The organism is Methylosinus sp., from assembly GCF_036560965.1.
Classification (GTDB): domain Bacteria; phylum Pseudomonadota; class Alphaproteobacteria; order Rhizobiales; family Beijerinckiaceae; genus Methylosinus.
The window spans coordinates 81,227-105,352 of the sequence record NZ_DATBQF010000062.1 but is presented as its reverse complement, the minus strand read 5'-3'; the positions used below and the strand labels follow the sequence as shown (position 1 = coordinate 105,352).

The window sequence follows — 24,126 nt, the reverse complement described above, 5'->3', positions numbered from 1 at the left end:
GAACGCTAGAGAAATTCGGCGAGCGCCGCCTGCCAATGTTCGAGCTTCCGCTCGAAGGGCATCGCCGCATGCGCCGGACTCGTCGAGGGAAGGACCGAGCTCCGCGGCGCGGGCGCGCGAAGCGTCGGCGCGACCATGCGGCGGAACAGATCGCCGGCCTTGGCGCCGTTGAGGCAGATCAGTCCGATTTCGGCGTGAGCGGCGAGAAAGCCGGCGAAATCATTCGTCTCGACGCTGGCGACATCGATTTTCTGGTCCAGGCTTCCCGGCCGACGCCCTTGCGCGCAAACATCCCACAGCGCGACGCGCCTCGCCACGAGCCGCTCGAGACGCTCCTCGTAAGCAAGCTCCGGCGCGGCGCCGAAGAGCCGCCCCATGATCGGCCAGAAGGCGTTGCGCGGCTGCGCGTAATATTGGACGCGCGCCAGCGAGACCTGCCCCGGCAGCGAGCCGAGGATCAGAACGCGGGCGTCGGCGCGGGAGACCGGCGCAAAGCCCTTCGAGGTCGGAATCGCGTCCACGGAAGCCCCTAGCCTCTCGCCGCCTCTTCGAGATCGGCGAAGATGGACAGAATGAGCCCGCGCTTGTCGAAATTGAAGACCTCTGTATCCCGCGCAGCCTCGGTGATGCGCTCCCAGGCGCGCGCGTAGGGGGCGAGGCTCGCCGCGCTCGCGCCCTCGCCCGCCTTGGCGCGCACCACGCGGTCGAGGAAGCGATAGAGCCCGCCCATGAATGTTTCGTAAGCCTGCTCATTGTCGCGTCCGGCGAGCCGATCGGCGAGCGAATGCACGGCGAGCCAATCGACCTGCGGCAGGCGCGCGAGCATCGCCCTGAGCGCCGCATCGAAGGCGACGCCGTCGCCGTCCAGCAGCCGCAGCGCCTCGCGCACCGCGCCCTCGGCCCCGGCGGCCGCGCCGGCGAGCGTCTGGTCCGGCAACGCGCCCCAAGGATCGCCGAGCGCGCGGATCGCGGCGATGACGTCCGGCTCGGCGAGCGGCGTGAGCGTCAGCTTGCGGCAGCGCGAGCGGATCGTCGGCAGAACGCGGCCCGGCTGATGCGCGACCAGCAGGAACAGCGAGCGCTCCGGCGGCTCCTCTATGAGCTTCAGCAAGGCGTTGGCGCTGGAGCGATTGAGGTCGTCGACGCAATCCACGATGGCGACCCGCCACCCGCCCTCGCCCGAGCTCTGATGGAAGAGATGGATCAGCCGCCGCACATCCTCGATGCGGATTTCGGTGAAATGCTTCTTGGTCTTCTCGTTCCACTCGCGGCGCAGCAGGAAGAGATCGGGCAGCGCCAGCGCCGTGATGCGCCGGCTGACGGCGGTCTCCTCGCCGATGAACAGCGATTGCGCGCGCGCCGCCTCCGGCGCGGACGGATCGGGATGCGCGAGCAGAAAACGCGCGAGGCGCCAGGCCAGCGTCGCCTTGCCGATGCCCTCCGGCCCGCCGATGAGAATGGCTTGGGGCAGCTTGCCGCGCCGAAAGGCGTCGAGGAGCGCGCTCTCGGCGGCCGCATGGCCGAACAGCGCATGGGTCTCGCGCGGATGCGGCGTATCGGCGAAGCGGTCGCTCTCCGGCGGGGCCTCTGCGTCGCGCTTCACGCGATCACGCTCTGGAGAGGAATGACGATCTCGGGCCGAAAGAAGCGCGCTTCGACGATATGCCAGAGGGCTTCGGCCACCTCCTGCTCCGGCGCCAGCGCGTCGACCACACAGCAGCGGCCGGGCTCGCTCGCGGCGATTTCGAGATAGGCCTGGCGCAGGCCGCGATGAAACTCCACTCCCTCGCGCTCGAAACGGTCGGCGGCCTCGTCCGGCGCGCGCCGCCGCCGGGCGCGCTCGAGCCCGATCTCGGGCGGCAGATCGAGAATAATCGTGAGGTCCGGCGTCGAGCCCATCAGCGCGACGCGCTCGAGCAGAGCGATGAGCCGCGGATCGACGCCGCCGCGCGCGCCCTGATAGGCGCGCGTCGAATCGGCGAAACGGTCGCAGATCACCCAGGCGCCGCGGGCGAGCGCCGGCTTGATCAGCCGGTCGAGATGGTCGATGCGCGCCGCCGAGAACAGAATCGCCTCGCCGAGCGGGCCGAGCGAGGCCGCCTTGCCACCGAGCAGCGCCTCGCGCAGAACTTCGGCATGAGGCGAGCCGCCGGGCTCGCGCGTCGCGATCGCCTCCACGCCCTTTTGCGCGAGCCGCTCCTGCAGCCGGCGCATCTGCGTCGACTTGCCGGCCCCCTCGCCGCCCTCGAGCGTGATGAATTTGCCGGCCCGGCCCTTGTCCTGCCCACGCGCCGGGCCGAGCGGCGGCTCTACGCTCATTGTTTCTTCGACAGCTTATTGTGGATCGCGCCGGCGGCATATTCATAGGCCGCATCGAAGGCGCGGCTCGCGAGCGAGCCTTTCTCGATGGTCTCGGCGGCCTCCAGCGGCTGCTCGAGCACGACGGTCGCGCCACGGCGGATCTCCAGCTTGGCGACCTTCGTTCCCGCCTCGATCGGCGCGATCAGCGGTCCCTCATAGACGATCTTGCCGGAGAGCTTTTCGGAGCCGCCGCGCTGCAGCAGCACCTTGACGTCGCTCGACGAGGACAAAGGCACCGAGCCGGCGGCCCCTCCATAGACCTGAGCGGAGCCGACCGCCTCATTGGCCTTGAACAGCGACTTCTCCTCGAAATTGCGGAAGCCCCATTGCAGCAGCTTGCGCGCCTCCTCGGCCCGGTCCTTGGCCGTGCGTAGCCCATAGACGGCGACGATGAGGCGCCGATCGTCCTGCACGGCGGAGCCGACCATCCCATAGCCGGAATCGTCGATATTGCCGGTCTTCAGCCCATCCGCGCCAATGCTCATGGTCAGTAGCGGATTGCGGTTCTGCTGCCGGATCTTGTTCCAGGTGAAATCCTTCTCGCCGAAATAGCGATAGAGGTCCGGATAGGTCTTGATGACATGCGCGGAGAGCTGGGCCATCTCGCGCGGCGTGACCTTCTGGTCTGGCCCGGCCTGGCCCCAGGGATTGCCGAAGATCGATTTGCTGAGGCCGAGCTCCGAGGCGCGCTTGTTCATGCGGCCGACGAAAGACTCCTCCGAGCCGGCGACGCCCTCCGCCAGAGTGATGGCCGCGTCATTGCCCGAGTCGATGACCAGGCCGCGGATCAGATCCTCGACCCGCGCCTTGCTGTTGACGGCGAGGAACATCGCCGAGCCGCCGGCCGGCGCGCCGCCGCTGCGCCAGGCGTGCTCGGAGACGGTGAACTCGTCGTCGAGCTTCAGACGTCCCTCGGCGATCTCGTGGAACACGATCTCCGCCGTCATGATCTTCACAGTGGAGGCCGGCGTCACATAGTCGTCGGCGCTCTTCTCGAGCAGCACCGTATGCGTTCCCGCATCCACGAGAATGGCGCGCGGCGCGATGGTCTGGAAGCCTTCGGCGAAAACCGCCGTCGGCGCGATGAGGGAGGCCGCCAGGGCCATTCCGAGCAGGGCCGAGCCGAGCCGAGCAGAGCCGAGACGGACGGGGGATTTGGGAAGGGAGACAGGCACGCGTCTTTCGCCTTCGTTCGAAACGCCGTCGGAGGGCGTCGACGGCCTCACGCAATGAGTTCCGATAAAATGTGGCGCGTCGGGCGGCAGAAAGCAACGGCCTCGCGCGGCGCTCGACAGGGAGGACCGCCGTCGAGGTTAATTGAGTGCTTGCCTCAGCCGGACGCTATGGGGCGACGCCGCCCCGAGGTCGAAGGGTCGCGACGGCGGCAGCGGCGCGCTCTTGGCCATGGCCAGCGCCTTGGCCGAAATGGGCGTCGGAAGGGCTGCGACCGGCTCTTTTTCGACGGCGCGCGCCTCGGCGCGGCGCGGACTCTCGACCTCGCGCGCTTCGGCGCGGGATACGCTCTCCTCCTCCCGCGCCTCGGCGCGGGGCGCGCTCGCGCGTTCGGCCTGCTGCGTCTCCTCGGCCCGCTCGAGCCGGGCGACGCGGCTCGGCGGCTCGCGCAGATTGGTCGCCACCATGATCGGCGCGCCGCCCGGCAGCGTCGCCGGCCTTCCGTCTTCCCGCAAGGTCGCGAGCAATTTGGTGTCGTCGGAGCCAGCGAGCGCCGCGTGGCCGACATAGTCGACCTTCACGCGCGCCGTGCCGACGCGGTGGAAATCGAGCGCCTCGGCGACACGCTGCGAGACATCCATCACGCGGCCGCCGTGATAGGGGCCGCGATCATTGACGCGCACGATCATCGAACGGTGATTGCGCAGATTGGTGACGCGCGCATAGCTCGGCAGCGGCATGGTCGGATGGGCGGCGCTGATCGAGGCGCTGTCGAACACCTCGCCATTGGCCGTCTTGCGTCCGTGAAAATCCGATCCGTACCAGGAGGCCAGGCCGACGGCCGAATAGGAGCGCTCGCTCGGATAATAGGTCTTGCCGGCGATCTGATAGGGCTTGCCCACCATGTAATAGCCGCCGCCGCGCGGCACCTCCTCGCCATCCGCGACGACGCGCGGGCTCGGCGCGACGCCGTAGCGCGGATCGACCTGCGAGCGTGCGAGCTTATGGGCCACAGGCGGGGCGGATGAACATCCCGCCAGCGCGCAGAGGCCGAGAAGCACGAAGGAATTGCGAAAATCCGGCAGTTTTGATCTCGATCGCATGTCAGGCGCGCATTCGCTCGAAATGGGGGACGGTTCGCTTCGTTCGCGCGATGATCGGGAGCCGCGCTTGCGGGCGACCCCGATGAACCTCGCGATTTCGGCGCGACCGCACGCCACAATGTCTCGCGCCCGAATTACTCGAGAGTTAACGCGCCTCGCGCTCCCTCTCCCGCATCCTCGAGCTTTGCCATGAGAGGGGGCGATTGCGACAAAAATGCGACACGGCCGAACCTTTTCGCCGCAGAGTCGCCCGGCGCAGCGGAGCGTTCACCATGTTTCGCGATCCGGGTGGGCGAGATCGACGATGCGCGTCTCCACCCGCTCGGCGCCGCGAAACACATTCGCTCCCGATCGCGCGGCGACATGCAGCAGCCGCCCGCGGCCCTGGAGCAGCGCCTCGCCGACCGGCGTTCCCACCGCGCGGAAGGCGATGGCGTCGAGCCGCGCGCCGTCGCCCGATTGAATCCGCGCCCGCACATGGGTGGAGCCGACGACCGCGGCGTCGAGAATGCGGTGGTCCGGGAAGACGAACAACGGCTCCGGATTGCCGGCCCCGAACGGCCCCGCCCGTTCCAGCTCGCGGGCGAATTCGACGCTCGCGCCACGCGCCGTCAGCGCGCCGTCGACGAGCAGCGCATCGGCGTCGCGGGCGCGCTCGACATCCTCCTGGAGCGCGTCGTCCATGAAGGCGCGGAAGGCGTCGATGCGATCGCTCGCCAGCGTGACGCCGGCCGCCATCGCGTGCCCCCCGCCCTTCAGAAGAAGTCCCGCCTCGACAGCGAGCCGCACCGTTCGGCCGAGGTCGACGCCACTCGAGCCTCTGCCTGAGCCTGAACAAATTTCACCAGTCTTCGCAATGACAAAGGCGGGTATCTTGAACTTGTCCTTGAGCCGCGAGGCGACGATGCCGACAATGCCCGGATGCCATCCATCCGCCGCCACGACGAGGCAGGAGAGGCGGTTGGAGCGCATCAGCTGTCGATCCGCCTCGGCCTCCGCCTCCTCGAGAGTGGCCTTCTCCAGCGCCTGCCGCTCGACGTTCAGCCGATCGAGCTCGGCGGCGATGCGGGCCGCCTCGACGGGATCGCGCAGCGTCAGCAAGCGCGCGCCGAGCGCCGCGTCGCCGATGCGTCCGCCGGCGTTTATGCGCGGCCCCAGGACGAAGCCGAGATGATAGGCCCGCGGCGCGCCATCCACCCGAGCGGCGTCGAGCAGCGCCGAAAGGCCGATCCGCGCCCGGCCCCGCATGACGGCGAGGCCCTTCGCCACAAAGGCGCGATTGAGGCCCTGCAGCCGGGCGACATCGGCGACGGTCGCCAGAGCGACGAGGTCGAGGCCGGCGAGCAGATCCGGCTGCGGCCGCGCGTTGGTCCAATGTCCGCGCCCGCGCAGCTCGCGGGCCAGCGCCACGAGCGCGAGAAACGCCACCCCGGCGGCGCAGAGATGGCCGAGGCCGGAGAGATCGTCGGCGCGATTGGGATTGACGACGATCGCGTCCGGCAGCGCCTCCGAGGCCTGATGATGATCGATGACGATGACGTCGAGTCCCGAGGCGCGGGCGGAGGCCAGCGCGGCATGGCTCGTCGTCCCGCAATCGAGCGTCACCAGCAGGCTCGCGCCCCGCGCCCGCAGCTCGGCGATCGCCTCGGCGTTGGGGCCGTAGCCCTCGAGGATGCGGTCTGGAATATGGAGAAACGGACGCGGGCAGCCGGCCGCCTCCAGAAATTCGACGAAAAGCGCGGAGGAGGTCGCGCCGTCGACGTCATAATCGCCGAAGACGGCGATCCGCTCGCCGATCTCGACCGCCCGCGCCAGACGCTCGACCGCGGCGTCCATATCCTGCAGCAGCAGCGGGTCCGGCATGAGCGCGCGCAGCGTGGGGTCGAGAAACGCGGCCGCCGTCTCCTGCGTCACCCCCCGCCCGGCCAGGACGCGCGACAGCGCGTCGCCATGGCCGTGAATCTGCCCGATGGCGGCGGCCTGGGCCTCATCATGCGGCCGCAGGCGGGCGCGCCAGACGCGGCCCGAGATAGAGCGCTCGACCCCGAGAAAGGGCGGTCGGTCGCTCCCGGCGATTTTATCCAGCATCCAGGGCCCGGCGACGAAAAGAGAATCGTTGCCGAAAAGCATCGCGGCGCCGGTCCGGCGGGTCAATGCGGCGGAGGAGCGTCTCCACCGCCTTTACGGCCTGCCCCTGAGCAAAAGGCGCAATGCAGACGGGCCGAGGTCGACCGCAGAAAGCTCGGCAGAGGCGGCGGGGCCGATAGCGACCCGGGCGCGGGTTCGGCTGCTTTGATCACCACTTCGGCGGGCGTCGCCGCCGGAAAGGCCGTCGCCGGCGGCTCGGCAGGCGCGCGAGGCGTGTGGACGATCGTCTCGGCGGAGCGATTCTCGGTCGCGAGCCGCGTTGCGAGCAATTCGTCTGGCGTGAGCCAGCGCATGCTCTGCGAAGGCGCCGTATGCAGCAGCTCATAGAGCTGCTTCGTCATGCCCATCTCGATGAAAAAAGCGGCGAGTTGAGCGTAGGACCGCGCGGTCGGCGCGGAACGGCCGAACCGCCGCGACACGTGCTTCTCGCCGACGAAGACCTTCTCCCGACCGACGATGCGATTTCCGCGGACAAAGGTGCGCGTGCGATAATAGCGGATCGTCTGAACGACCGTCTGGGCCGGGACGACGCCCTCATGGACCCCGGTCCAGCTCTCCGGCGCAACGAAACGCCGCACGCCCCCGGCGAGCACCATGGAGCAGCCGGACGCGCAGATCGCCGAATTGGACATGGCCCAACCACGCGGCTCCGAGGCGGCGGGCTCGAATTCCGTGCGGGCGACGACGACATCCAACCCGCGGGCGCGGATGAGGCGTCCCATCGACATGGCGATGTCGGCCCTGCCGCCGGCCGAATGGATGAGTATGGGAAGCTTGCGCTTCTTCGTGGCGTCCAGCGCCCGGCGGAGCAGCGCCAGCGACTCTGCGCCGATCGTCCCTTCCACCGAAATCCATTCGTCGCATTGCGGCGCGCAATCGCGATAGGCGCCGCGCACGAGCCGAACCCGCATCGGCGCGGAGGCGAGAGGAAGCCATGTCCTCGGCCAGACGGGCGCGGCGACGCTCGGTTCCGCAGCCATGAGCGCGGCGATCGCCATCGATAGGACGAGCGCAAGCCGGAAGCCCGCGATCGAACGCCGAGCGACGAATTTCCAAAGGGCGAAATTCCAAATGACGAAACTCATATCGCGATCGAGCTTTGCGCGGGCAATCGCACGACTATAAACGCTCCCGCGACGGCGGCAAGCAGCCTGCCTTGCCAGCGCCCTTCCCCTGCCGCGAGCCCGCTCGCTACGATCGGCGCATGACCGAAACGATTCGCCTGCAGGCAGGCCCCGGCGACATCGCCGAAATCTCGTCGCTCGGCGCCGAGCTCCTCTCCTGGCGCGCGGGCGGCGTCGATCTCGTCTGGGAGCCGCAGCCCGATGTCTGGCCGCAGACGGCGCCGATTCTCTTCCCCGTGGTCGGCTGGACGCGCGATGGAATCCGCGTCGAGGGCGCGCATTTTCCCCTCGGCCTGCATGGCTTTGCGCGACAAAAGCGCTTCACGATCGTCGAGCGATCGGCGGAGGCCGTTTCCCTGGCGCTCGCGGAGGATGACGACAGCCGCGCGCTCTATCCCTTCGCCTTCCGCCTCGAGGCGCATTTCGCGCTGCGGCCGGGCGAATTGCGCGTCTCGCTCACCACCGCCAATCGCGACGCGCGGCCCCTGCCCTACGCCGTCGGGCTCCATCCGGGGTTTCGCTGGCCGCTGGGCGGCTCCGCGGCGCGCCACGCGATCCATTTCGGCGACGACGAGCGCGGCGAGGTTCCGATTATCGCGCCCGGCGGGCTGTTCTCGGGTCGTCGCCGCACCATCCCGCTGGAAAACAAGCGGCTTCCGCTATCCGCTGCGCTCCTCGAGCAAGAGGCGCTCTGCTTTCTGGACGCGGCGAGCCGACGTCTCCTTTACGACAATGGCGAGGGACTCGCGCTCGCGGTCGAGCTAGAGGATTTTCCGCATATCGCTCTCTGGTCGCGGCCGCCCGCGCCCTTTCTCTGCATAGAGGCCTGGACCGGGCACGGAGACCCGGAGGATTTTCGCGGCGATCTCTATGAGAAGCCGTCCATGCGGATTCTCGCTCCCGGCGAGAGCGCCGCCCATGCCGCAACTTTCCGCTTGGAGCGGCGGGCGCAAAGCGAATAGGAATAATCCTTGCTTCCCTACACTCTATCGGCTAGCGCGGATTCTCGCGCGTAAAGGACGGGTCCGACATGAAATTCGCCGCCAATGTCATCGAAGCGATCGGCAACACACCGCTCATCGAATTGAAGGCGGCGTCGAAGGCGACCGGCTGCCGCATTCTCGGCAAGGCGGAATTCATGAATCCGGGCGGCTCGGTGAAGGACCGCGCCGCGCTCTCCATCGTGCAGGCCGCCATAGCGGAAGGCGCGCTGAAGCCGGGCGGCACAATCGTCGAGGGCACCGCCGGCAATACCGGCATCGGCCTCGCGCTGGTCGCCAATGCGCTGGGCTTTCGCACCGTCATCGTGATCCCGCAGACGCAGAGCCAGGAGAAGAAGGACACGCTGCGCCTGCAAGGCGCGCAGCTGGTCGAGGTGCCGGCGGTGGCCTACGCCAATCCCAATAATTATGTGAAGCTCTCCGGCCGCCTCGCCGAGCGGCTGGCGAAGGAGACGCCGGAAGGGGCGATCTGGGCCAATCAATTCGACAATGTGGCCAATCGCGACGCTCATATTCTCGGCACCGGGCCGGAAATCTTCGCCGACACCAATGGCGAGATCGACGGTTTCGTCTGCGCGGTGGGCACCGGCGGCACGCTCGCCGGCATCGGCATCGCGCTGAAGGAGCGCAAGCCCTCCGTTAAAATCGCCCTCGCCGATCCGCTCGGCGCGGCGCTCTATTCCTATTACACGACCGGCGAGCTGAAATCCTCGGGCTCGTCCATCACCGAGGGCATCGGGCAAGGCCGCATCACCGCCAATCTCGAGGGCGCGCCGATCGATCTCGCCTATCAGATCCCGGACGCCGAGGCGCTGCCGATCATCTTCGATCTCGCCGAGAATGAGGGGCTCCTGCTCGGCGGCTCGTCCGGCGTCAATGTGGCGGGGGCGATCCGCCTCGCCAAGGAGCTGGGGCCCGGCCATACGATCGTGACCATCCTCGCCGATCTCGGCACGCGCTACGCCTCCAAGCTCTATAATCTCGAGTTTTTGCGCGGGCAGAATCTGCCGACGCCGCGCTGGCTCGAGCGGACGGGGACGATCGATCCGGGCTTCGTGTGAGGCGTCTCCGGCACCGGTGACTCGCGCCACGTCTCGCGATAGTCTTCGGCACGCGTCGAGCGGCGACGCCGAATTTCGATCGCAGGATTTTCACGATGAGCTTCGACGCGGCGGACCCGGCGGACATCGCCGATCGACGGCTATTTCTGCGCGTGACGGCGATCGGCTTTCTGCTGTTTCTCGTCGTCTGGGCGTGCCTGCCGAATGTCGGGCCGGTCTTTCGAACCTATCATCTGATGAGCGCATCGATGGAGCCGACGATCGACAAGGGATCGATCGTCTGGGCGAACAGGCTCGCCTATGGTCTCGGGCGCGTCAGCTATGAGTTGTTTCCCCTCCCCATCGCCGGCCGCTGGCCGGATCTCGTTCCGGTGCGCGGCGACGTCATCGTGTTTCGCTTGGAGGACGGCCGCGACATGGTGATGCGTGTGGTCGGCTTGCCGGGCGACAAGGTGAGACTGCTTCGCAACGAGCTGTGGATCAACGAGGCGCGGGTCCCGCGTCGCGTTCTCGACCGACCGTCGGACGTGACGGAGCAGGCCGATTGCGACAGCCGTTTCGTGGAGGAGCAGCTGCCCGACGGGCGTCGCTACAGGACCTACGAAAAGCTCGTCTGCGCCAAAGGCGCTGCGCCGCCGCTGACAACGACGCCGCTCGTCGAAGTCCCGGCGCGGCGCCTCTTCGTGCTCGGCGACAATCGCGACAACGCCGCCGACTCGCGCATCGCCACGGAGGACGGAGGCGTCGGCCTCGTTCCGGTCGAAACCATCGTCGGCCGCGTCGAATTCGTCTACGACCGCTGAGCCTCTAGGCTTGCAGCAATGCGCTCGGCCAGATCGACGTCCTCCGGCCGGTTGACGTTGAAGAAGGGATCGTAAGGCGCGTCCGGCCACTCCACCAGAGTACTGGCGTGGCGCTCGATGAAGCCCGAGACCTTGCGCAGATCCTCCTTCACCAGCGCATGGCGCAGCTCCTCGCGCAGCGCCACCGGCCAGAGGGCGACGGCGTGATGCACGCGGTCGCCGGATTTGGCGACGGCGATCTCCGCCTTCGCCTCGGCGCGCGCGCTCGCGAGACGCTGGGCGAGATCCTGCGGGATGAAAGGCGTATCCGCCGGAACGCTCAGCACCAGCGGAACATCCGGGAAATGCGCGGCGACATGGTCGAGGCCCGCCAACACGCCGGCGAGCGGCCCGGCAAAACCCTCGACCTCATCCGGCACGATCGGCAGATGGAAGGCGGCGTAGCGCTCCGGATCGCCATTGGCGTTGAGCGCGAGGCGCACGCATTGCGGCGCGAGCCGGCGCACGACATGCTCGAGGATGGGCGCTCCGCCGACCGCGATCAGCGGCTTGGCGACGCCGCCCATCCGCAGCGCCTGCCCGCCGGCCAGGATAAGTCCGAAACAGCGCATCGTCCCGTCGCCCCATCGCCCATTGTCAGAACCTATACCATAGGGCGCCGAGCAAGCCGCGCTCGGCGGAATCATTGACGCCGCGCAACGAGGCGCGGACGCCGATCTGCACCGCGATTTCTCTCGTGACGTCGCAAACCGCGCTCAGCTGGGCCTTTTGCGAGGACATGAACGGCGCCGCGCCGCTCCACGGCGAAAAGGCGATGAAGCTCTGCGCCAGCAGCAGCACGCCCTGGATCGGCCGCAGGCCGAAGGTCATCTCGGCGCGAAGCTCGTCGCCGCTCTGGCCGGCGGAGCGAAAGCCGAGCTGCGCTTCACTGAATCCGGTGAAGCCGAACAGCTCGATCGGCCAGCCGAGCTGGATGCGCGCGTCTTCCTGCAACCGGCGCTTCATGTCGAGATAAGTCTGCGCGGTGGGCGGCGCGGCGCGTAGGCTCGCCTGAACGGAAACAACCGTCGCGCCCCATTCGAGAAGACGCAGCCGGCCGCCGAGCCAGCCGGCGCCGAGTCCTTCGTAACGCGCGCCGCCGCCGACGCCTGCCGGCAGATAGAGCGGCGCGCCGGCGAGCGCCTCGGCGGTCAGAAACTGCAATTGCTCGAGCTGGCGCGAGCCGTTGGAGCCGCGGAAGCGCATGTAGCTCGACTCGGCGACGAAGGTCAGCGCGTCGATGAGGCCATATTCGACATAGGCCTGCGTCTCGAATTTATCGTAGGAGGGCGCGACGACGAGCTTGCCGCGCGAATCATAGGCCTTGTGCGCCTCGCCGAAGCTCGTCGTGAGGATGACGATCCCCTCGCCCGGCCTCTGCAGAAACGCGCCGGCGCGGCACGCCGTCGATTGCAAAATCGACAGAGCCGCAACGCAGGAGCAGAAATGCGCCCATGAACGCATAACAGGAACGCCGCATCGACGCTCGAGCGCATAGCGCAGCTCGAGCTGCGAAAAAGCTAGATCGAAATCACTTTGTCCACAAGCGGCGCCCCGTCGGGCGCCGATTCATGGTGAACCGCCGCGCATCAGCTCGAAAATGTCTCGCCGCGCCAGGCGACGCTCTCGAGCTTCAGATCGCCCTTGGCCTCGAAGGCGTCGGGGCGCAGGCGCAGCGCGCCGTCGATCATCTCCAGCCCCAACAGCCCATAGGCGGCCGAGAGCATGCGCGCCGCGGCGCCCGTGTACCAGCTCCAGCCGCCGCGGCCCTCATAGCCCTCGCCCTCATAGACGTCGGCGGGCTGCTGATGCGGCGCGAGGCCGTAGACATCCGCCGCCGCCGGCGCGCCGAGACGCGACAGCGGCGAGATGGTGAACCAGGCCCGCCATGCGCGCTCGAACAGCGCATCGGCCTCGGCGCGGTCGCCGCGCGCGGCGGCCTCCAGCGCGAGCCGCGTCAGCGCGTCGACGAGCCAGGAGACGCCATGCGAATATTGGCCGCCATTCTCGCGCACGCCCGGCGGATAGTCTGCGCTGCGGCCGGGATAGGGGCTCGAATTCTCGTCGAAGAAGGGCGTCACCAGCAATATGCGGTCGGGCCGCGCCAGCTGCGCCAGCGCATTGTCCAGCGCCTCCTTGCCGCGCAAGAAATCGACGGCCCCGGAGAGGATCGGCCAGGAGGCGGTCATCGCGCTCATCGGCGACACCTCGCGTCCGTCGTCGGCATAGGCGCGCAGGAAGCGGTCGCCGCGCCAGCAGGCGTCGAGCGCCACGCGCAGAGCCTCGGCGCGCTCGCGGTAGCGCGTCGCGCGCGCCACGTCGCCGCGGGCCTCGAACAGAGGCGCCATGTCGACGAGAATTCCATGCAGGAAGAAGCCGACCCAGACGCTCTCGCCGCGCCCCTCCGCGCCGAGCCGATCGAGCCCGTCGTCCCAATCGCCCGTCCCCATCAGCGGCAGGCCATGGGCGCCGAAGCGATCCAGCGAATAGTCGATCGCTCGCGCGCAATGCCCGAGCAGGCTGTCCTTGTCGCGCGAGGCGAGCGGCACGCTGGCGTTTCCTTCCCGGTCGGGCGGCGTGAGCTCCGCCTCCAGGAAGGGCTCGATCGCGTCGAGAATGGCGTCGTCGCCGGTCCCCTTCACATAGCGGACGGTCAGATAGGGCAGCCACAGATGCGGGTCGGAGGCGTGTGTGCGGTCGGCGATGCCGCAGCCGCCGTCCGGCGCATCATGCCACCATTTCACCGCGTCGCCTTCGATGAATTGATGCGCGGCGTGCTTCAAGATCTGCGCGCGGGCGAGCTCCGGCGCGAGATGGATCAGCGGCAGCACATCCTGCAGCTGATCGCGATAGCCGGTCGCGCCCGAGCGCTGGGCCGGGCCGGCGCGCCCCCAGAGCCGCGAGACGAGCAGCTGATAGGGAAGCCAGTCGTTCACCAGCCGGTCGAATTCCGGCCGGTTGGTCTTTATGCGCAGCACGCCGAGGCGCGCGTCCCAATCGCGCTTGGTCTCTTCCAGAGCGCGCGCGGCATAGGCCGGATCGCTGGCGAGGGCGGCCAATATTTTGGAGCTTTCGAGCTCCGGCGTCTGTCCCAGCGCGACGACGACGAGAGACTCGCCCTGGGCAGGCACGTCGATCGCGCCGGAAAAGCTCGCGACCTTGCGCTGATGCTCGGGCGCTCCGGCGTCCGGATGGCCGTGCTCGACCATATAGGGAAGCGCCGGATCGCGGCTCTCATGGCCGAGGAAGCGCCGCCGCGAGGTCTCCGAGAACTCCGCCGCGAAGGAGGTCGAGACAAAGGCCCAGCCCTGGACGAAATTATTGTCCGGATTGCGGAAGTAGAGCGCGCGATCGCCCGCCGCCGCCTCGACGCGGCCGAGACTTTCGTTCGGCGTTTCGGCGAGGACGATCTCCATCGCCGGTGTGATCTGCAGCAGCCGCTCATGATCCTTGCGATTCGAGATGCGCAGCAGCTTGATCTCGACAGGCTGCTTCGGCGGAACGAAGACCGTCAGCTCGAGATCGAGATCGTCGCGGCTCGCGCGATAGACGACGTAGCCGAGCCCATATTCGACCGAATGCGCGGCGTCGCGCCGCCGCAGCGGGACGAAGGTCGCCGAATGCGCGTCCTGCCGCGCGAGATCATAGACATAGATCGCCTGTCCCGCCGGCGTCATGCGGCCCTCGCCCATGCGGAAGGGCGTCAGGCTGTTGAGCCGCGAATTGCCGTGGAAGGAATAAATATCGCCGTGATTGCCGAGCACGGCGCCCTGCCCGACCGCATTGGCGATCACATGGGCATAGAGGCGCGGCGTGTCCGGGCCGAGCGTCAGGCTGCGGCCGTCCGTTGCGAAAGCATAGCGATGCTCGGCGGGAACGGGCGGCTGGATCAGCGCGCGCTTGCGCGCTAGCGCCGTTTCCACGCTCGCGAAATCGAAGTCGCGGGAGAGATGCTTGGCGATCGTCCGCGTCGCCGCGGCGATGTCGCGCGCCCAGCCGTCGACGATGACGATCTCCGCCGCGCCGCCGGCCGAAATCTCCAGCTCGGCGCGCAGGCTCGCGATCGGCTCGAAGCCGAACAGCAGGCCTTCATCAGACGGATCGCGCGGCTGATCGCCATTTCTGAGACTGTCCGGCGCGCCGGCGGCGCCGAGGCCGTAGAAGCGCGCCTTCACATCCTCATAGCCGACGACACGAAGCCGCGCGCCGTCGCCGGCGCCGATCGCATGGAAGCCGACCTCGGGCGACAGGCGCCGGTCGACGTCGCGGCGCGCGCCGCCCTTCAGCAGGCGGTTCTGCGCGATGATGGCGCTCAGCCCGCCGACGAACCATGTGCCGATGTGTATGGCGTTATAGGCGGCGTCGCGCTGCTCGACGCCGGTCTCGTTCAGCACCCATTCGCGCAAGGTCGCGAGCGTGATCTTGCGCGGGCGCTGCTCGAGATCGACGAGGCGCAGCCGCGTGATCTCGACCGCCTCGTCCGGCGCGAGCGATATTTTCGCCTCTATGGCGAAGCCGCCCTGCTCGGTCAGCAGATAGAGGAAAGTGCAGCCCTCGCTCTCCAGCGAGACTTTCTCGCAGCGCACGCAGGTCGGCGCGGAGCCGAGCGACCAGAGATCGCGGCCCTCCTCCCGAAAAAACAGAAAGCGCCCGCGCGGATGCGCGTGATCGTCCGGCCGGCGGGTGAGATCGATCGGCGGCCCGCCGCGCGCGACGCCCTCGACGCGCATCGCGCCCTGCCCGTCCTGGAACCATTGGCTGGTGACGAGGCCATTGGTCAGCTCGAAGGGCTTGGAGCCGGGCGCGCCGCCGGCGCCGGTGACGCCTTCCAGCGGCAGCTTGCCGGCCTTGGCGAGCTGTATCAGCAGGAAAATGACCAATGCGATGGAGAGCGCGCCCGCATAGGCCATATAGCCGCCGATGAGAAAGGAATAGGACGGCGGTCTGAGATGCGACATACGCTCGGCCGCGCCCCAGGCCTGATCCCATTCCGCGCCGCGCGGAATATAGAAGGGCAGCAGCAGCGGCGCCCAGGTCGCGAAGCGGCGCAGCCCTTCTGGTATGGCGCGGCTCTTCTGCGCCTTGCCGATGAAGCGCGCCGCCTTCTCGTCGGCGACGTCGCCGCCGACGAAGGAGAGGTTCACCAAGGTCGCGACGCGCAGGCCCATATGGTCGAACCAGATCAGCACGCGGATCGCGTCATAGGCGAGCAGAGCCGTGAAAATATCGAGGCTCCAGGCGCGGAAATCCTGGTCCGGCAGCGCGTGATTCATCCATATGGCGACGCCGGTGCGGATGAGGCCGTCCTGATTGTACCAAGTGGGGTCGGGCGTCGCCTTCAGGAAGGAATAGATGACCGGCGCCATCCACAGGCCCCAGCGCAGCACGCGCACGGCGTTCTCGACCAGCATGTCGAGACCTTCCCAGCTCGCGAGCTGGCGCAGAGGCGCGAGGCTGCGGCGCACCAGCGCCGTCAGGAAGAACAGATTGATCGAGAACAAGGGCGCGGCGAACACCCATTGGATGACGCCCGAGAGCGATTCGTCGAAGAACAGCCGCACGCCGCCGTCGACGAGGCCGAGATTTGTCGCGCCCCATTTGGAGAACAGCGGGCGGATGACGTAATCGGCGACCGGCCGACCGTCGGCGGCATAGCTCAGCGAGATATAGGCGAAGAACTTCCGGGTGATCGTCTCGAGCTGGCCGGCGTCGAGATACCAGGAGACGGCGCCGCCGACGAGGCCGCCCAGCAGAGCGCCGAGCGCATAGACGCGCCAGCTGCGGAGATGCTGGCGGCGCTTGCGCTGCAAAGCATAGAGATCGAAGCCCATGTCGACGCCGGCGTAGGCGAGCAGCCCCGCCCCCGCGCCGAAGAGGAAGCGCGCGCCGCCATCGTCATGCGGCAGGCCGAAGAGAAGCGCGAAGCCCACCGCCGCGCCGGCGACGCCGCCGCGCGGGACATTGGCGATCCGCCGATATTCGCGTCGCAGCCGGGCGGCGAAGGGCGGCGTCGAATCCGTGCTCTCGACGATGGCGCGGACGAGCGGGAAGGTCGCGGCGCCGATCAGCGCGCCGCCGACCGGCCCCGCCGCGACCAGGAGACCGAGCGCCGGCGGGAAGCTCACGATCACGCCGGCGATCAGCAGCAGGGCCATGAAGACGAAGCCATAGACGGCGCCCTTGGCGGCGCCGGTCTTCCAATCATTGAGCACGATGACCGGCAGCGAGGGCGTCCCGCGCAGCATTCCGGCCATCGCCTGAGTGACGAGGTAAGTCTCGCCCCAGAGTCCCGCCTGGGCGGCGGCGGCGAGCAGCGAGGCCAGGACGATGGCGATCGGCGCCGGCAGGAAGGCGACATGCGGATGCGCGCCGAGGCTGGCGATCTCCGGCGTGACGGCGGCGATCAGCGCCGCGACGAACAGCACGCCATGCGGGCGCCATTGCTGCGGCAGATAGCGGCCGAGCGCCAGCGGCGCGCCGACGATGACGGCCTCGTTCAGCAGAAAGAGGATGAGCGTGCGCGCCGCGATGACGCGCGCCGTCTGCGGAGCCTCGAGGCCGAGGAAGAGAAGCCCGCCCAAATCGCCGATCGCCCGCGAGCCGAGCGCGACCAAGAGACAGAACAGGAACGGCAGTAGGAACAGCGCCCCGCGCAGCGCGAAACGCGAGCCCGGCAGAATGGCGACGCCGAGGAGATAGAGCCCGACCGCCGAGCTCGCCCCATTCGGCGTCAGCGTGAACAGGCCGGCGAGCGTGTCCGGCGCGCGCCAGAGCACGCCCGCCGGATCGCAGAGAAAGGCCAGCGCGCCGATCGCGGCGAAATCGATGGCGAAGTCGACGCCCTGGCGGATGCGCCCTTGCGCCGGCCGCAACAGCAGCAAGGCGGTGGCGGCGAAGAAGCCGGCGACGAGCAGATGCTCCCTACCGCCTCCCGCCTCCATGGCCGAAACGAGTCCGCAGATCGAACCGAATGCGATCCGCCCGAATCGCGCGCCCGCCGTCGGCAGGCCGGCGTCGAAATGCGCCATATGGGTCTCCAGCTTGCGCGCGGCGGCCTGCGGCGGGCTGCGGCCTCCTCCTGCGCGCGAATCGTGGGCGCCCGCTCACATCGGCCGGAGATGTGCCGGAAGGCGGCGCAAATGTCGACTCTTCCGCAAGCTCGGCTGGCAGCGGCGGCGCGCCCTCATCGCCGCCTGCGCGCGTCTATCGAAGCATAAGAGGAGCGCTCATAGAAAAAATGCGGCGTCCTCTAATATTCATATCGAATTATAAGTATTATTCCGGATACGAGTTTGGCGCGTTCGTAACGACGGTCATGCTTTATCCGCCTTTGTGGTCTAACAAGGAAACGCTCGCCGCCGATAATGGATCGATATGGAAGACGGAGACGCCGGCCGGGCCTTTACGGCCCCTGGCGCTTTCCAGTCGAAACTCGGTCGCGAGAGGGTATAATGGAAGAGATGCGCCATGCGGTCTTTCGTACGAATGAGTGAGATGGACGAGTCCAAGAGGGACGGCCAACCGGCCACGACGGGCGACGCGCCCGCAGCCGCGGCCCTTGTGACCGACAGGCGGACCGCCGGGGAGCGGAGCGGCTCCGGCCAGCGCGCCCTCTCCGCCGAGACCAAGGAAACGCGCGTCGCCAATCTGACCGGCGCGATGCGGCGGGCGCGCCTCGCCAACGCCGAGCGTTCGGGCGTGCTCGCGGATCTGCGCGACGCCGAGACCGCACGGCTCGAAATATTGCGCGACCATTTGGAGCCCGTCCTCGCCCAGGCGCCCGAGGACTGCGATCTCTTCGACATCGGCGTCTCGCATGGCGACCGGCCGCGGCTCTTCATCGATCATGTCGGCTTCGTGGAGATGGGGCGCGACCGCCGCACCTATCGTTTTCTGCAGGACACGCGCCACGGCCGCGTCACCATCGGCGAGAGCGACAATGTCGCGACAGTGGTCGAGGCGATCACCGAATATATCGCCCATCGGCTGATCGAGCGCGAAAAGGCGCTGGCTTTCGATTTCGCCGGCCAGAGCGGCGCCCGCGCGTTTTCGAACGAGGCGAAGAAAAAGCGCATCGTCGCCTCCTCCTCCGCCGCGAGCCTGCCCGCGCCGCGTCGGCCCGGCGGATTGGGCGAAAAGCTGTATCGCGCCATTTTGTTCCTGGCGCAGGGCGCAGGCGCGGCGGCGTTCTTCTTCCTGCTGTGGCAGCTCGGAGTCTACGCCATCGGGCCTTATCTGGCGCGCTGACGCTTGCTCACAGAGCGAGCGCGTCCAGCTCCTCTATCGTCTCGCCGTCGTCCCTCAGCCCGCGCGAGCGGGCCGAGATGACGATTTTGTCGTCCCTGCGCTCGATCGAATAAAGATTATAGGCGGCGCGATGCGTATGCGCGCCGGCCTTCGCCGAGGCGGAGGCCGCGCCGATGACGGGCGTCGCGCCATGCGCGCCGGGCAGACGATGCAGGCTGATCCGGTGATTGTGGCCGTGCAGGACGAGCTCTGCGCCATGGCGGGCGATGATCGCCTCGAGCTCGGCGGCGTCATCGAGGCCGCGCAAGGCCCGCGCGCCGCCGCGATGCGGCGGATGATGCAGCAGCACGACGCGCGCCAGCCCCTCCGCCTTGGTCTTGTCGAGCAGCGCCGCCAATTTCTCGCGCTGCTCGGCGCCGAGCCGGCCGGAGGCGACGAAAGGCGCGGTCGGCACCGCCGAATCGAGCCCGATGAGCGCGACCCCGCCGCGCCGCCGCAGATAGGGAAAGCCCCCGCCCTCTTCCGACGTGGTCCAGGGCGCGAAAGTCTCCGCCACGCGGGGGACAGACGCCGGAACATAGGCGTCGTGATTGCCGGGCGTGAAGCTCACATGCTCCGGACTGCCGAGGCTCGACAGCCATTGCCGCGCCGCCTCGATCTCGGCGTCGAGGCCGATATTGACGATGTCGCCGGTCATCACGACATGGTCGGGCCTTTGCGCTTCCATGTCGGCGACGAGCCGGCCGAGCACGCCCATGTCATGCGCCTGCGCCCGCTTATTGATCCAATTGGCGTAGCCGGTGAGCCTCTTGCCGGCGAGCTCGCGCAGGCTCGGCCGCGGGATCGGCCCGATATGGGCGTCGGAGAGATGAGCGAGCAGAAATCCCATGCGCAACCCTCACGCGCCGCCGATCAGAATGCCGGCCGCGAGCACGATCGCGCCGCCGAGCACGATCTGGAACACGGCATGGAGGAACGGCGTGTCCATGTAGCGCGCGCGGATGAAGGCGATCGCCCAGAGCTCGACGAAGACGACCGCGCCGGCGATCGTCGTCGCTATGCCGAAGCTGTTGGGGACCGAATCCGGCACGAGATAGGGCAGCGTATGGCCGAGGCCGCCGATCGTCGTCATCAACCCGCAGACGCCGCCGCGCAGCATGGGCGAGCCGCGGCCGGTCAGCGAGCCGTCGTCGGAGAGCGCCTCGGCGAAGCCCATGCTGATGCCGGCGCCGATCGAGGCGGCGAGGCCGACCAGAAACGTCTCCCAATTATTGTGGGTGGCGAAGGCGGCGGCGAACAGCGGCGCCAATGTCGAGACGGAGCCGTCCATGAGGCCGGCGAGGCCCGGCTGCACATATTGCAGGATGAAGAAGCGCCGATAGGCGATGTCCTCGGCCTTTTTCGCGCCGGGCGTCAGAATCTGCGAGCCGAGACGCGAGGCCAGGGTCTCATGGCCCTGCTCCGCCGCGGCGAGATCGCCCAATAGCTTGCGCACGCCGACGTCGGTCGCCCGCGCCGCCGACCGCTGATAGAAGAGCGCGCTCTCATATTCCATGACTTCCGCTTCCTTGCGGATCGTCTCGAGCGAGAGATTGCGCGTCAGCCAGATCGGCCGGCGGCGCAGGAACCCCTTCACATCCTCGCGCCGGATCGGCGGCAGATTGGGTCCGAAACGCTTCTGATAGAGGTTGAGCAGCGCGTGGCGATGGGCCGCCTCCTGCTCGGCCATCTCCTCGAAGACTCGGGCCGAGGACGGATAGCGCTCGGAGAGATCTTCGGCGAAGCTCTGATAGATGCGGCCGTCCTCCTCCTCCGAGGCGATAGCGACGGCGAGAATCTCGCGTTCCGTGAGGTCGGAAAAGGATTTCAATCTGGCGCTCCTTGCGCGCGACGGAACAGCGGCGCTAGTTAGCCTCTCGACGTCCCCATTCGCGCCAGCGACGAATTCGAGCGGTTCTAGAGTGTCGAACCATGGAACGCCAGTCATTTGAATCGACGAGCCCTCCCCCGCGGGCGCCGCGCCGATGAGCGAGCCCGGCTGGCGGACCCTGCTGACGACGCGCCTCGTGGTGCTCGGCGCCATGGCGCTGCGGCCGATGACGCTCGGCGTGCGTGGGCTGGTGGTGGACGCCGAGCGGCGCGTGCTGCTGGTGCGCCACACCTATATTGCGGGCTTTTATCTGCCCGGCGGCGGCGTCGAGCCGGGCGAGACGCTCGAGCAGGCGCTCGCCCGCGAACTCGCCGAGGAAGGCAATATCCAGCTCGACGCGCCGGCGGAGCTGCACGGGGTCTATCTCAACCGCCGCATCTCCAAGCGCGACCATGTGGCTTTCTACATTGCGCGGGCGTTCCGCCAGAGCGCGCCGCGCGCGCCCGATCATGAGATCGCCGAGGCCGCGTTCTTTCCGCTGGACCAGCTGCCCGAGACTACGACGCCCGCGACGCGCGCTCGGCTCGCCGAAGTTTTCGCGGCCGCGCCTCCATCTCCTTATTGGTGATCCGTCTTATCGGCGATGAACCGCCGAGCCGACTCGACTTTGATTTGCGCTTGCCGCGATCTGGCTTTGCGCTTGCCAGACTGTCAAAAACTCGTCATCATATAGTGAGAATTTGCTCGATTTCATTGACGCTGCAACAGCGCCGTGACTTTTCAAGGGGTCTTAGTGTGGCGGACAACCCGATCGCCAGCGCGGCGAGCGCCGCCGCCAATGGGGCGAGCGGCTTCACTCCCGGGCAAATCCTCGGCGCGCTCCTTCTCGCCGGCCTCCTCGGCGCGGTGGGGCAAGGCGCCCGCGCCATCGTCGGCCTGAAGAAGATGAACGACGAGGCGCAGGCGAAAGCCGCCGGCCAAGCCGATCTCTTTGTCGCCAGCCGTATCAATGTCAGCCTCGTCATCGGCTTCATAGCGGGCGTCATCACCGGCATTTCGATGGGCATAAGCCGCTTGCTCAGCATCAAGCCGGACGATGTGCAGCTACTGTTGGGGATCGCGGCCTCGGGCTACGCCGGCGTCGATTTTCTCGAGGCGTTCACGCGCAATCTCGGCGGCGCCGCCCGCACGCCCGGCGGCGGCGGCCCGGCCGCGCCGCCGAAGATTCCGGCCGGCGGCGGCAAGCCTCGCACGCTCAGCGCGCTGCGGCAAAATCAGATCGAGGCCTATCGAGAAGCGCGCCAGCAGGGGCTCGGCGATCTCGCGGCGCGCGCGCTCGTCGCCAATATGACGGGCGAGTCGCTCGCAAATCCGCGGGACGAGCATTGGGACGTTCACCACCGTTCCCAAGGCATCGTGCAATGGGACCCGAGCCGCGCGGAAGCCATTCGAAAGCAGTTCGGCCGATATCCGAAAGAAATGTCGGTGGCGGAGCAGACGGCCGCGGCGATCTGGGAGATTCGGAGCGTATCGCGCTTCGCCAGAACGCGCGGCGCCCTCGACCATGGCGCGTCCGCGGGCGAGATCATCGACGCGCTGGTGCGCAACTACGAAGTTCCCGCCAAGCCGGACCTCGAGATACGCAAACGATTGGCTTTCTTCGACGATCTTCCGCCGTTGAGCGGCTCCGCGGTCTCCTGAGCGCCCGCGCCTTCAGTCGATTCCGCGTTTTTTCGAAAGGTTTGTCATGACGGACAGCAGTCAGCTCTTCGACGTCCTCGGCGCGCTTACGCTCGGCGGGCTGCTCGGAGCGATCGGACAAGGACTGCGCGTGATTGCCGGCCTCAAGAAAATGAACGATGACGCCGAGGCCGCCGACGTCGCCTCCGCGGATCTGTTCAACGCCGCCCGACTTGCGACGAGCCTGATGATCGGCTTCGTCGCCGGAGTGGCGACGACGCTCTCGCTCGGCCCCGCCAAGCTGATGAATGTCGACCCGTCCGGGTCGGCGCAAATTCTTCTCGGCGTGATCGTCGCCGGCTATGTCGGCTCGGACGCGATCGAGGCGTTCACACGAAGCCTCGCCAGGATTCCGGCGCCGAAAATCAACGCGTCGCTGTTCGAGCGCATCGATACTTTTTCCCAGCCGACGACCCCCTCCCTGCCGCCGCCCGCCTCGCCGCCGCCTTCGCTGCCGGCCGTCCCCGGTCGTCATGTCACGTTGCGGGGCGCTATGTCGACCTTCGGCGGCCCCGACGACCATGGCGTCGGACCCGATGAGGGCCTCGCCCTGCTGGAGGCCTCCGACTTGGCGCAATTTCCGGAGTTGTTCCTGCCGCAGCAGCCGCCGGGTACGACCGGGCTCGCGCGTCGTCTCGATCCAGAGGCGTTCTATATCGCCTGTCGCTGGAACTATGACGATACGCCGAGAGCGCATCTGAAGAAAATCCAGGTCTCGGTCGTCAATCCGACGACGGGCGCGGCCGAGAGGGCGCAGCCGGTCGACTGGGGTCCCAAAGAGACGACCGGCCGCGTCGCCGATCTGTCGCCCGGCCTCGCTCGCAAGCTCGGCCTGTCGACCGATCAGAATTGCGTCGTCGTCGTTCCGCTCCCCGAGAGCGCCGCGCCGGCCGCGCCGCCGCTATCGCCCGCGGCGCAACTCAAAGTGCTGAAGACGGACGAGATTCGGGAGATTTTCGGACGCTTCGCCTATGTGGAGAGCTCGCCGCGCGGCGCCATCGCGATCACCGACGACTGGCCGAGCCGGAACATCGTCACCATCAAGATCGAAGCGCTCGCCCATCTCGTCGCCCATGGCGAGATCGCCTGCAACAAGGCCATCGCCGAGCCGCTGCAAGCCGCGATAGTGGAGATCGCCGAACGCAATCTGCTCGATCGTATTTTGAAATGGGACGGCTGCCATGTGCCGCGCCACAAATCGTGGAACCCCAATCGCGATCTGAGCGCGCATAGCTGGGGCCTCGCCTTCGACATCAATGCGCGCTGGAACGCCTATGGCGCCGAGCCGCCTCCGAAAGGCTCCGTCGGCAGCGTGATCGAGCTGGTCCCGATCTTCGAGAGCTTCGGATTCGCATGGGGCGGATATTTCCGACCCGACAGCACGCGCGACGGAATGCATTTCGAATATTGCCGTCGCGCGGCGCCGGGCGGACAGATCGTTTCTTGACGGCGGATA

The 24,126-nt window shown here is 67.9% G+C and carries 19 protein-coding genes; 7 read left to right on the top strand and 12 right to left on the bottom strand.

The features are described from left to right. Nucleotides 1–5: 5 nt before the first annotated feature. The 7 genes from VIF40_RS16625 to VIF40_RS16595 form a co-directional block, all read right to left on the bottom strand. Entirely contained in the window at nt 6–521 is a 516-nt protein-coding gene (locus VIF40_RS16625; protein ID WP_331938621.1) for a DNA-deoxyinosine glycosylase, read from the bottom strand. An 8-nt stretch (nt 522–529) separates the two neighbouring features. After that, entirely contained in the window at nt 530–1,603 is a 1,074-nt protein-coding gene (locus VIF40_RS16620; RefSeq protein WP_331938620.1) for a DNA polymerase III subunit delta', read from the bottom strand. Further along, nucleotides 1,600–2,319, bottom strand: a complete 720-nt coding sequence (gene tmk / locus VIF40_RS16615) for a dTMP kinase (RefSeq protein ID WP_331938619.1) — start codon at nt 2,317–2,319, stop codon at nt 1,600–1,602. The genes VIF40_RS16620 and tmk overlap by 4 nt, the downstream gene beginning before the upstream one ends. Further along, nucleotides 2,316–3,467 (bottom strand): D-alanyl-D-alanine carboxypeptidase family protein, encoded by a 1,152-nt coding sequence (locus VIF40_RS16610; protein ID WP_331938672.1) that lies wholly within the window; start codon nt 3,465–3,467, stop codon nt 2,316–2,318. Before VIF40_RS16610 ends, tmk begins: the two co-directional genes overlap by 4 nt. Nucleotides 3,468–3,674: 207 nt before the next feature. Then, nucleotides 3,675–4,637 (bottom strand): septal ring lytic transglycosylase RlpA family protein, encoded by a 963-nt coding sequence (locus VIF40_RS16605; protein WP_331938618.1) that lies wholly within the window; start codon nt 4,635–4,637, stop codon nt 3,675–3,677. Between the two features lie 267 nt (nt 4,638–4,904). Continuing rightward, a complete protein-coding gene (gene recJ, locus VIF40_RS16600) occupies nt 4,905–6,725 on the bottom strand; it encodes a single-stranded-DNA-specific exonuclease RecJ (protein ID WP_331938617.1) in 1,821 nt (606 codons plus the stop codon). 62 nt (nt 6,726–6,787) lie between these two features. After that, nucleotides 6,788–7,765, bottom strand: coding sequence for a hypothetical protein (locus VIF40_RS16595; protein ID WP_331938616.1), 978 nt, complete (start codon nt 7,763–7,765; stop codon nt 6,788–6,790). Between the two features lie 224 nt (nt 7,766–7,989). On the opposite strand from VIF40_RS16595, the gene VIF40_RS16590 reads away from it, so the two are divergent. The 3 genes from VIF40_RS16590 (at nt 7,990) to lepB (ending at nt 10,774) form a co-directional block, all read left to right on the top strand. Further along, on the top strand, nt 7,990–8,871 hold the full coding sequence (locus VIF40_RS16590; protein ID WP_331938615.1) for an aldose 1-epimerase family protein: 882 nt from the start codon (nt 7,990–7,992) through the stop codon (nt 8,869–8,871). Nucleotides 8,872–8,939: 68 nt separating this feature from the next. Further along, the gene (locus VIF40_RS16585; protein WP_331938614.1) at nt 8,940–9,971 is read left to right on the top strand and encodes a cysteine synthase A; all 1,032 of its coding nucleotides are present in this window, start codon (nt 8,940–8,942) and stop codon (nt 9,969–9,971) included. A gap of 95 nt (nt 9,972–10,066) precedes the next feature. After that, nucleotides 10,067–10,774 carry a signal peptidase I gene (gene lepB, locus VIF40_RS16580; RefSeq protein ID WP_331938613.1) on the top strand — a complete coding sequence of 236 codons (708 nt, stop codon included), beginning with the start codon at nt 10,067–10,069 and terminating at the stop codon, nt 10,772–10,774. On the opposite strand, the gene mobA is transcribed toward lepB, so the two are convergent. From mobA to VIF40_RS16565, 3 genes are all read right to left on the bottom strand, one after another. Further along, complete coding sequence (gene mobA, locus VIF40_RS16575; RefSeq protein WP_331938612.1) at nt 10,762–11,385, bottom strand: molybdenum cofactor guanylyltransferase MobA; 624 nt, start codon at nt 11,383–11,385, stop codon at nt 10,762–10,764. The two genes, lepB and mobA, sit on opposite strands and share 13 nt — an antisense overlap. Before the next feature lie 25 nt (nt 11,386–11,410). Then, complete coding sequence (locus VIF40_RS16570) at nt 11,411–12,277, bottom strand: hypothetical protein (protein WP_331938611.1); 867 nt, start codon at nt 12,275–12,277, stop codon at nt 11,411–11,413. 125 nt (nt 12,278–12,402) lie between these two features. After that, nucleotides 12,403–17,841 (bottom strand): GH36-type glycosyl hydrolase domain-containing protein, encoded by a 5,439-nt coding sequence (locus VIF40_RS16565; RefSeq protein WP_331938610.1) that lies wholly within the window; start codon nt 17,839–17,841, stop codon nt 12,403–12,405. Nucleotides 17,842–18,307: 466 nt separating this feature from the next. Here VIF40_RS16565 and VIF40_RS16560 point away from each other — a divergent pair, with 466 nt between their 5' ends. Further along, a complete protein-coding gene (locus tag VIF40_RS16560; RefSeq protein ID WP_331938609.1) occupies nt 18,308–19,060 on the top strand; it encodes a hypothetical protein in 753 nt (250 codons plus the stop codon). Nucleotides 19,061–19,067: 7 nt separating this feature from the next. On the opposite strand, the gene VIF40_RS16555 is transcribed toward VIF40_RS16560, so the two are convergent. Together VIF40_RS16555 and mbfA are read right to left on the bottom strand one after the other, a co-directional pair. Further along, the gene (locus tag VIF40_RS16555) at nt 19,068–19,949 is read right to left on the bottom strand and encodes a metallophosphoesterase (protein WP_331938608.1); all 882 of its coding nucleotides are present in this window, start codon (nt 19,947–19,949) and stop codon (nt 19,068–19,070) included. A gap of 9 nt (nt 19,950–19,958) precedes the next feature. After that, nucleotides 19,959–20,930 carry an iron exporter MbfA gene (gene mbfA / locus VIF40_RS16550; protein ID WP_331938607.1) on the bottom strand — a complete coding sequence of 324 codons (972 nt, stop codon included), beginning with the start codon at nt 20,928–20,930 and terminating at the stop codon, nt 19,959–19,961. 154 nt (nt 20,931–21,084) lie between these two features. Between mbfA and VIF40_RS16545 the strand changes: the two genes are divergently transcribed. The 3 genes from VIF40_RS16545 to VIF40_RS16535 all read left to right on the top strand — a co-directional run bounded on the left by VIF40_RS16545 (nt 21,085) and on the right by VIF40_RS16535 (nt 24,117). Then, nucleotides 21,085–21,558 (top strand): NUDIX domain-containing protein, encoded by a 474-nt coding sequence (locus tag VIF40_RS16545; RefSeq protein WP_331938606.1) that lies wholly within the window; start codon nt 21,085–21,087, stop codon nt 21,556–21,558. A gap of 167 nt (nt 21,559–21,725) precedes the next feature. After that, complete coding sequence (locus VIF40_RS16540; protein ID WP_331938605.1) at nt 21,726–22,631, top strand: phage tail tip lysozyme; 906 nt, start codon at nt 21,726–21,728, stop codon at nt 22,629–22,631. 46 nt (nt 22,632–22,677) lie between these two features. Then, a complete protein-coding gene (locus VIF40_RS16535; RefSeq protein ID WP_331938604.1) occupies nt 22,678–24,117 on the top strand; it encodes a M15 family metallopeptidase in 1,440 nt (479 codons plus the stop codon). The last annotated feature ends 9 nt before the right edge of the window (nt 24,118–24,126 follow it).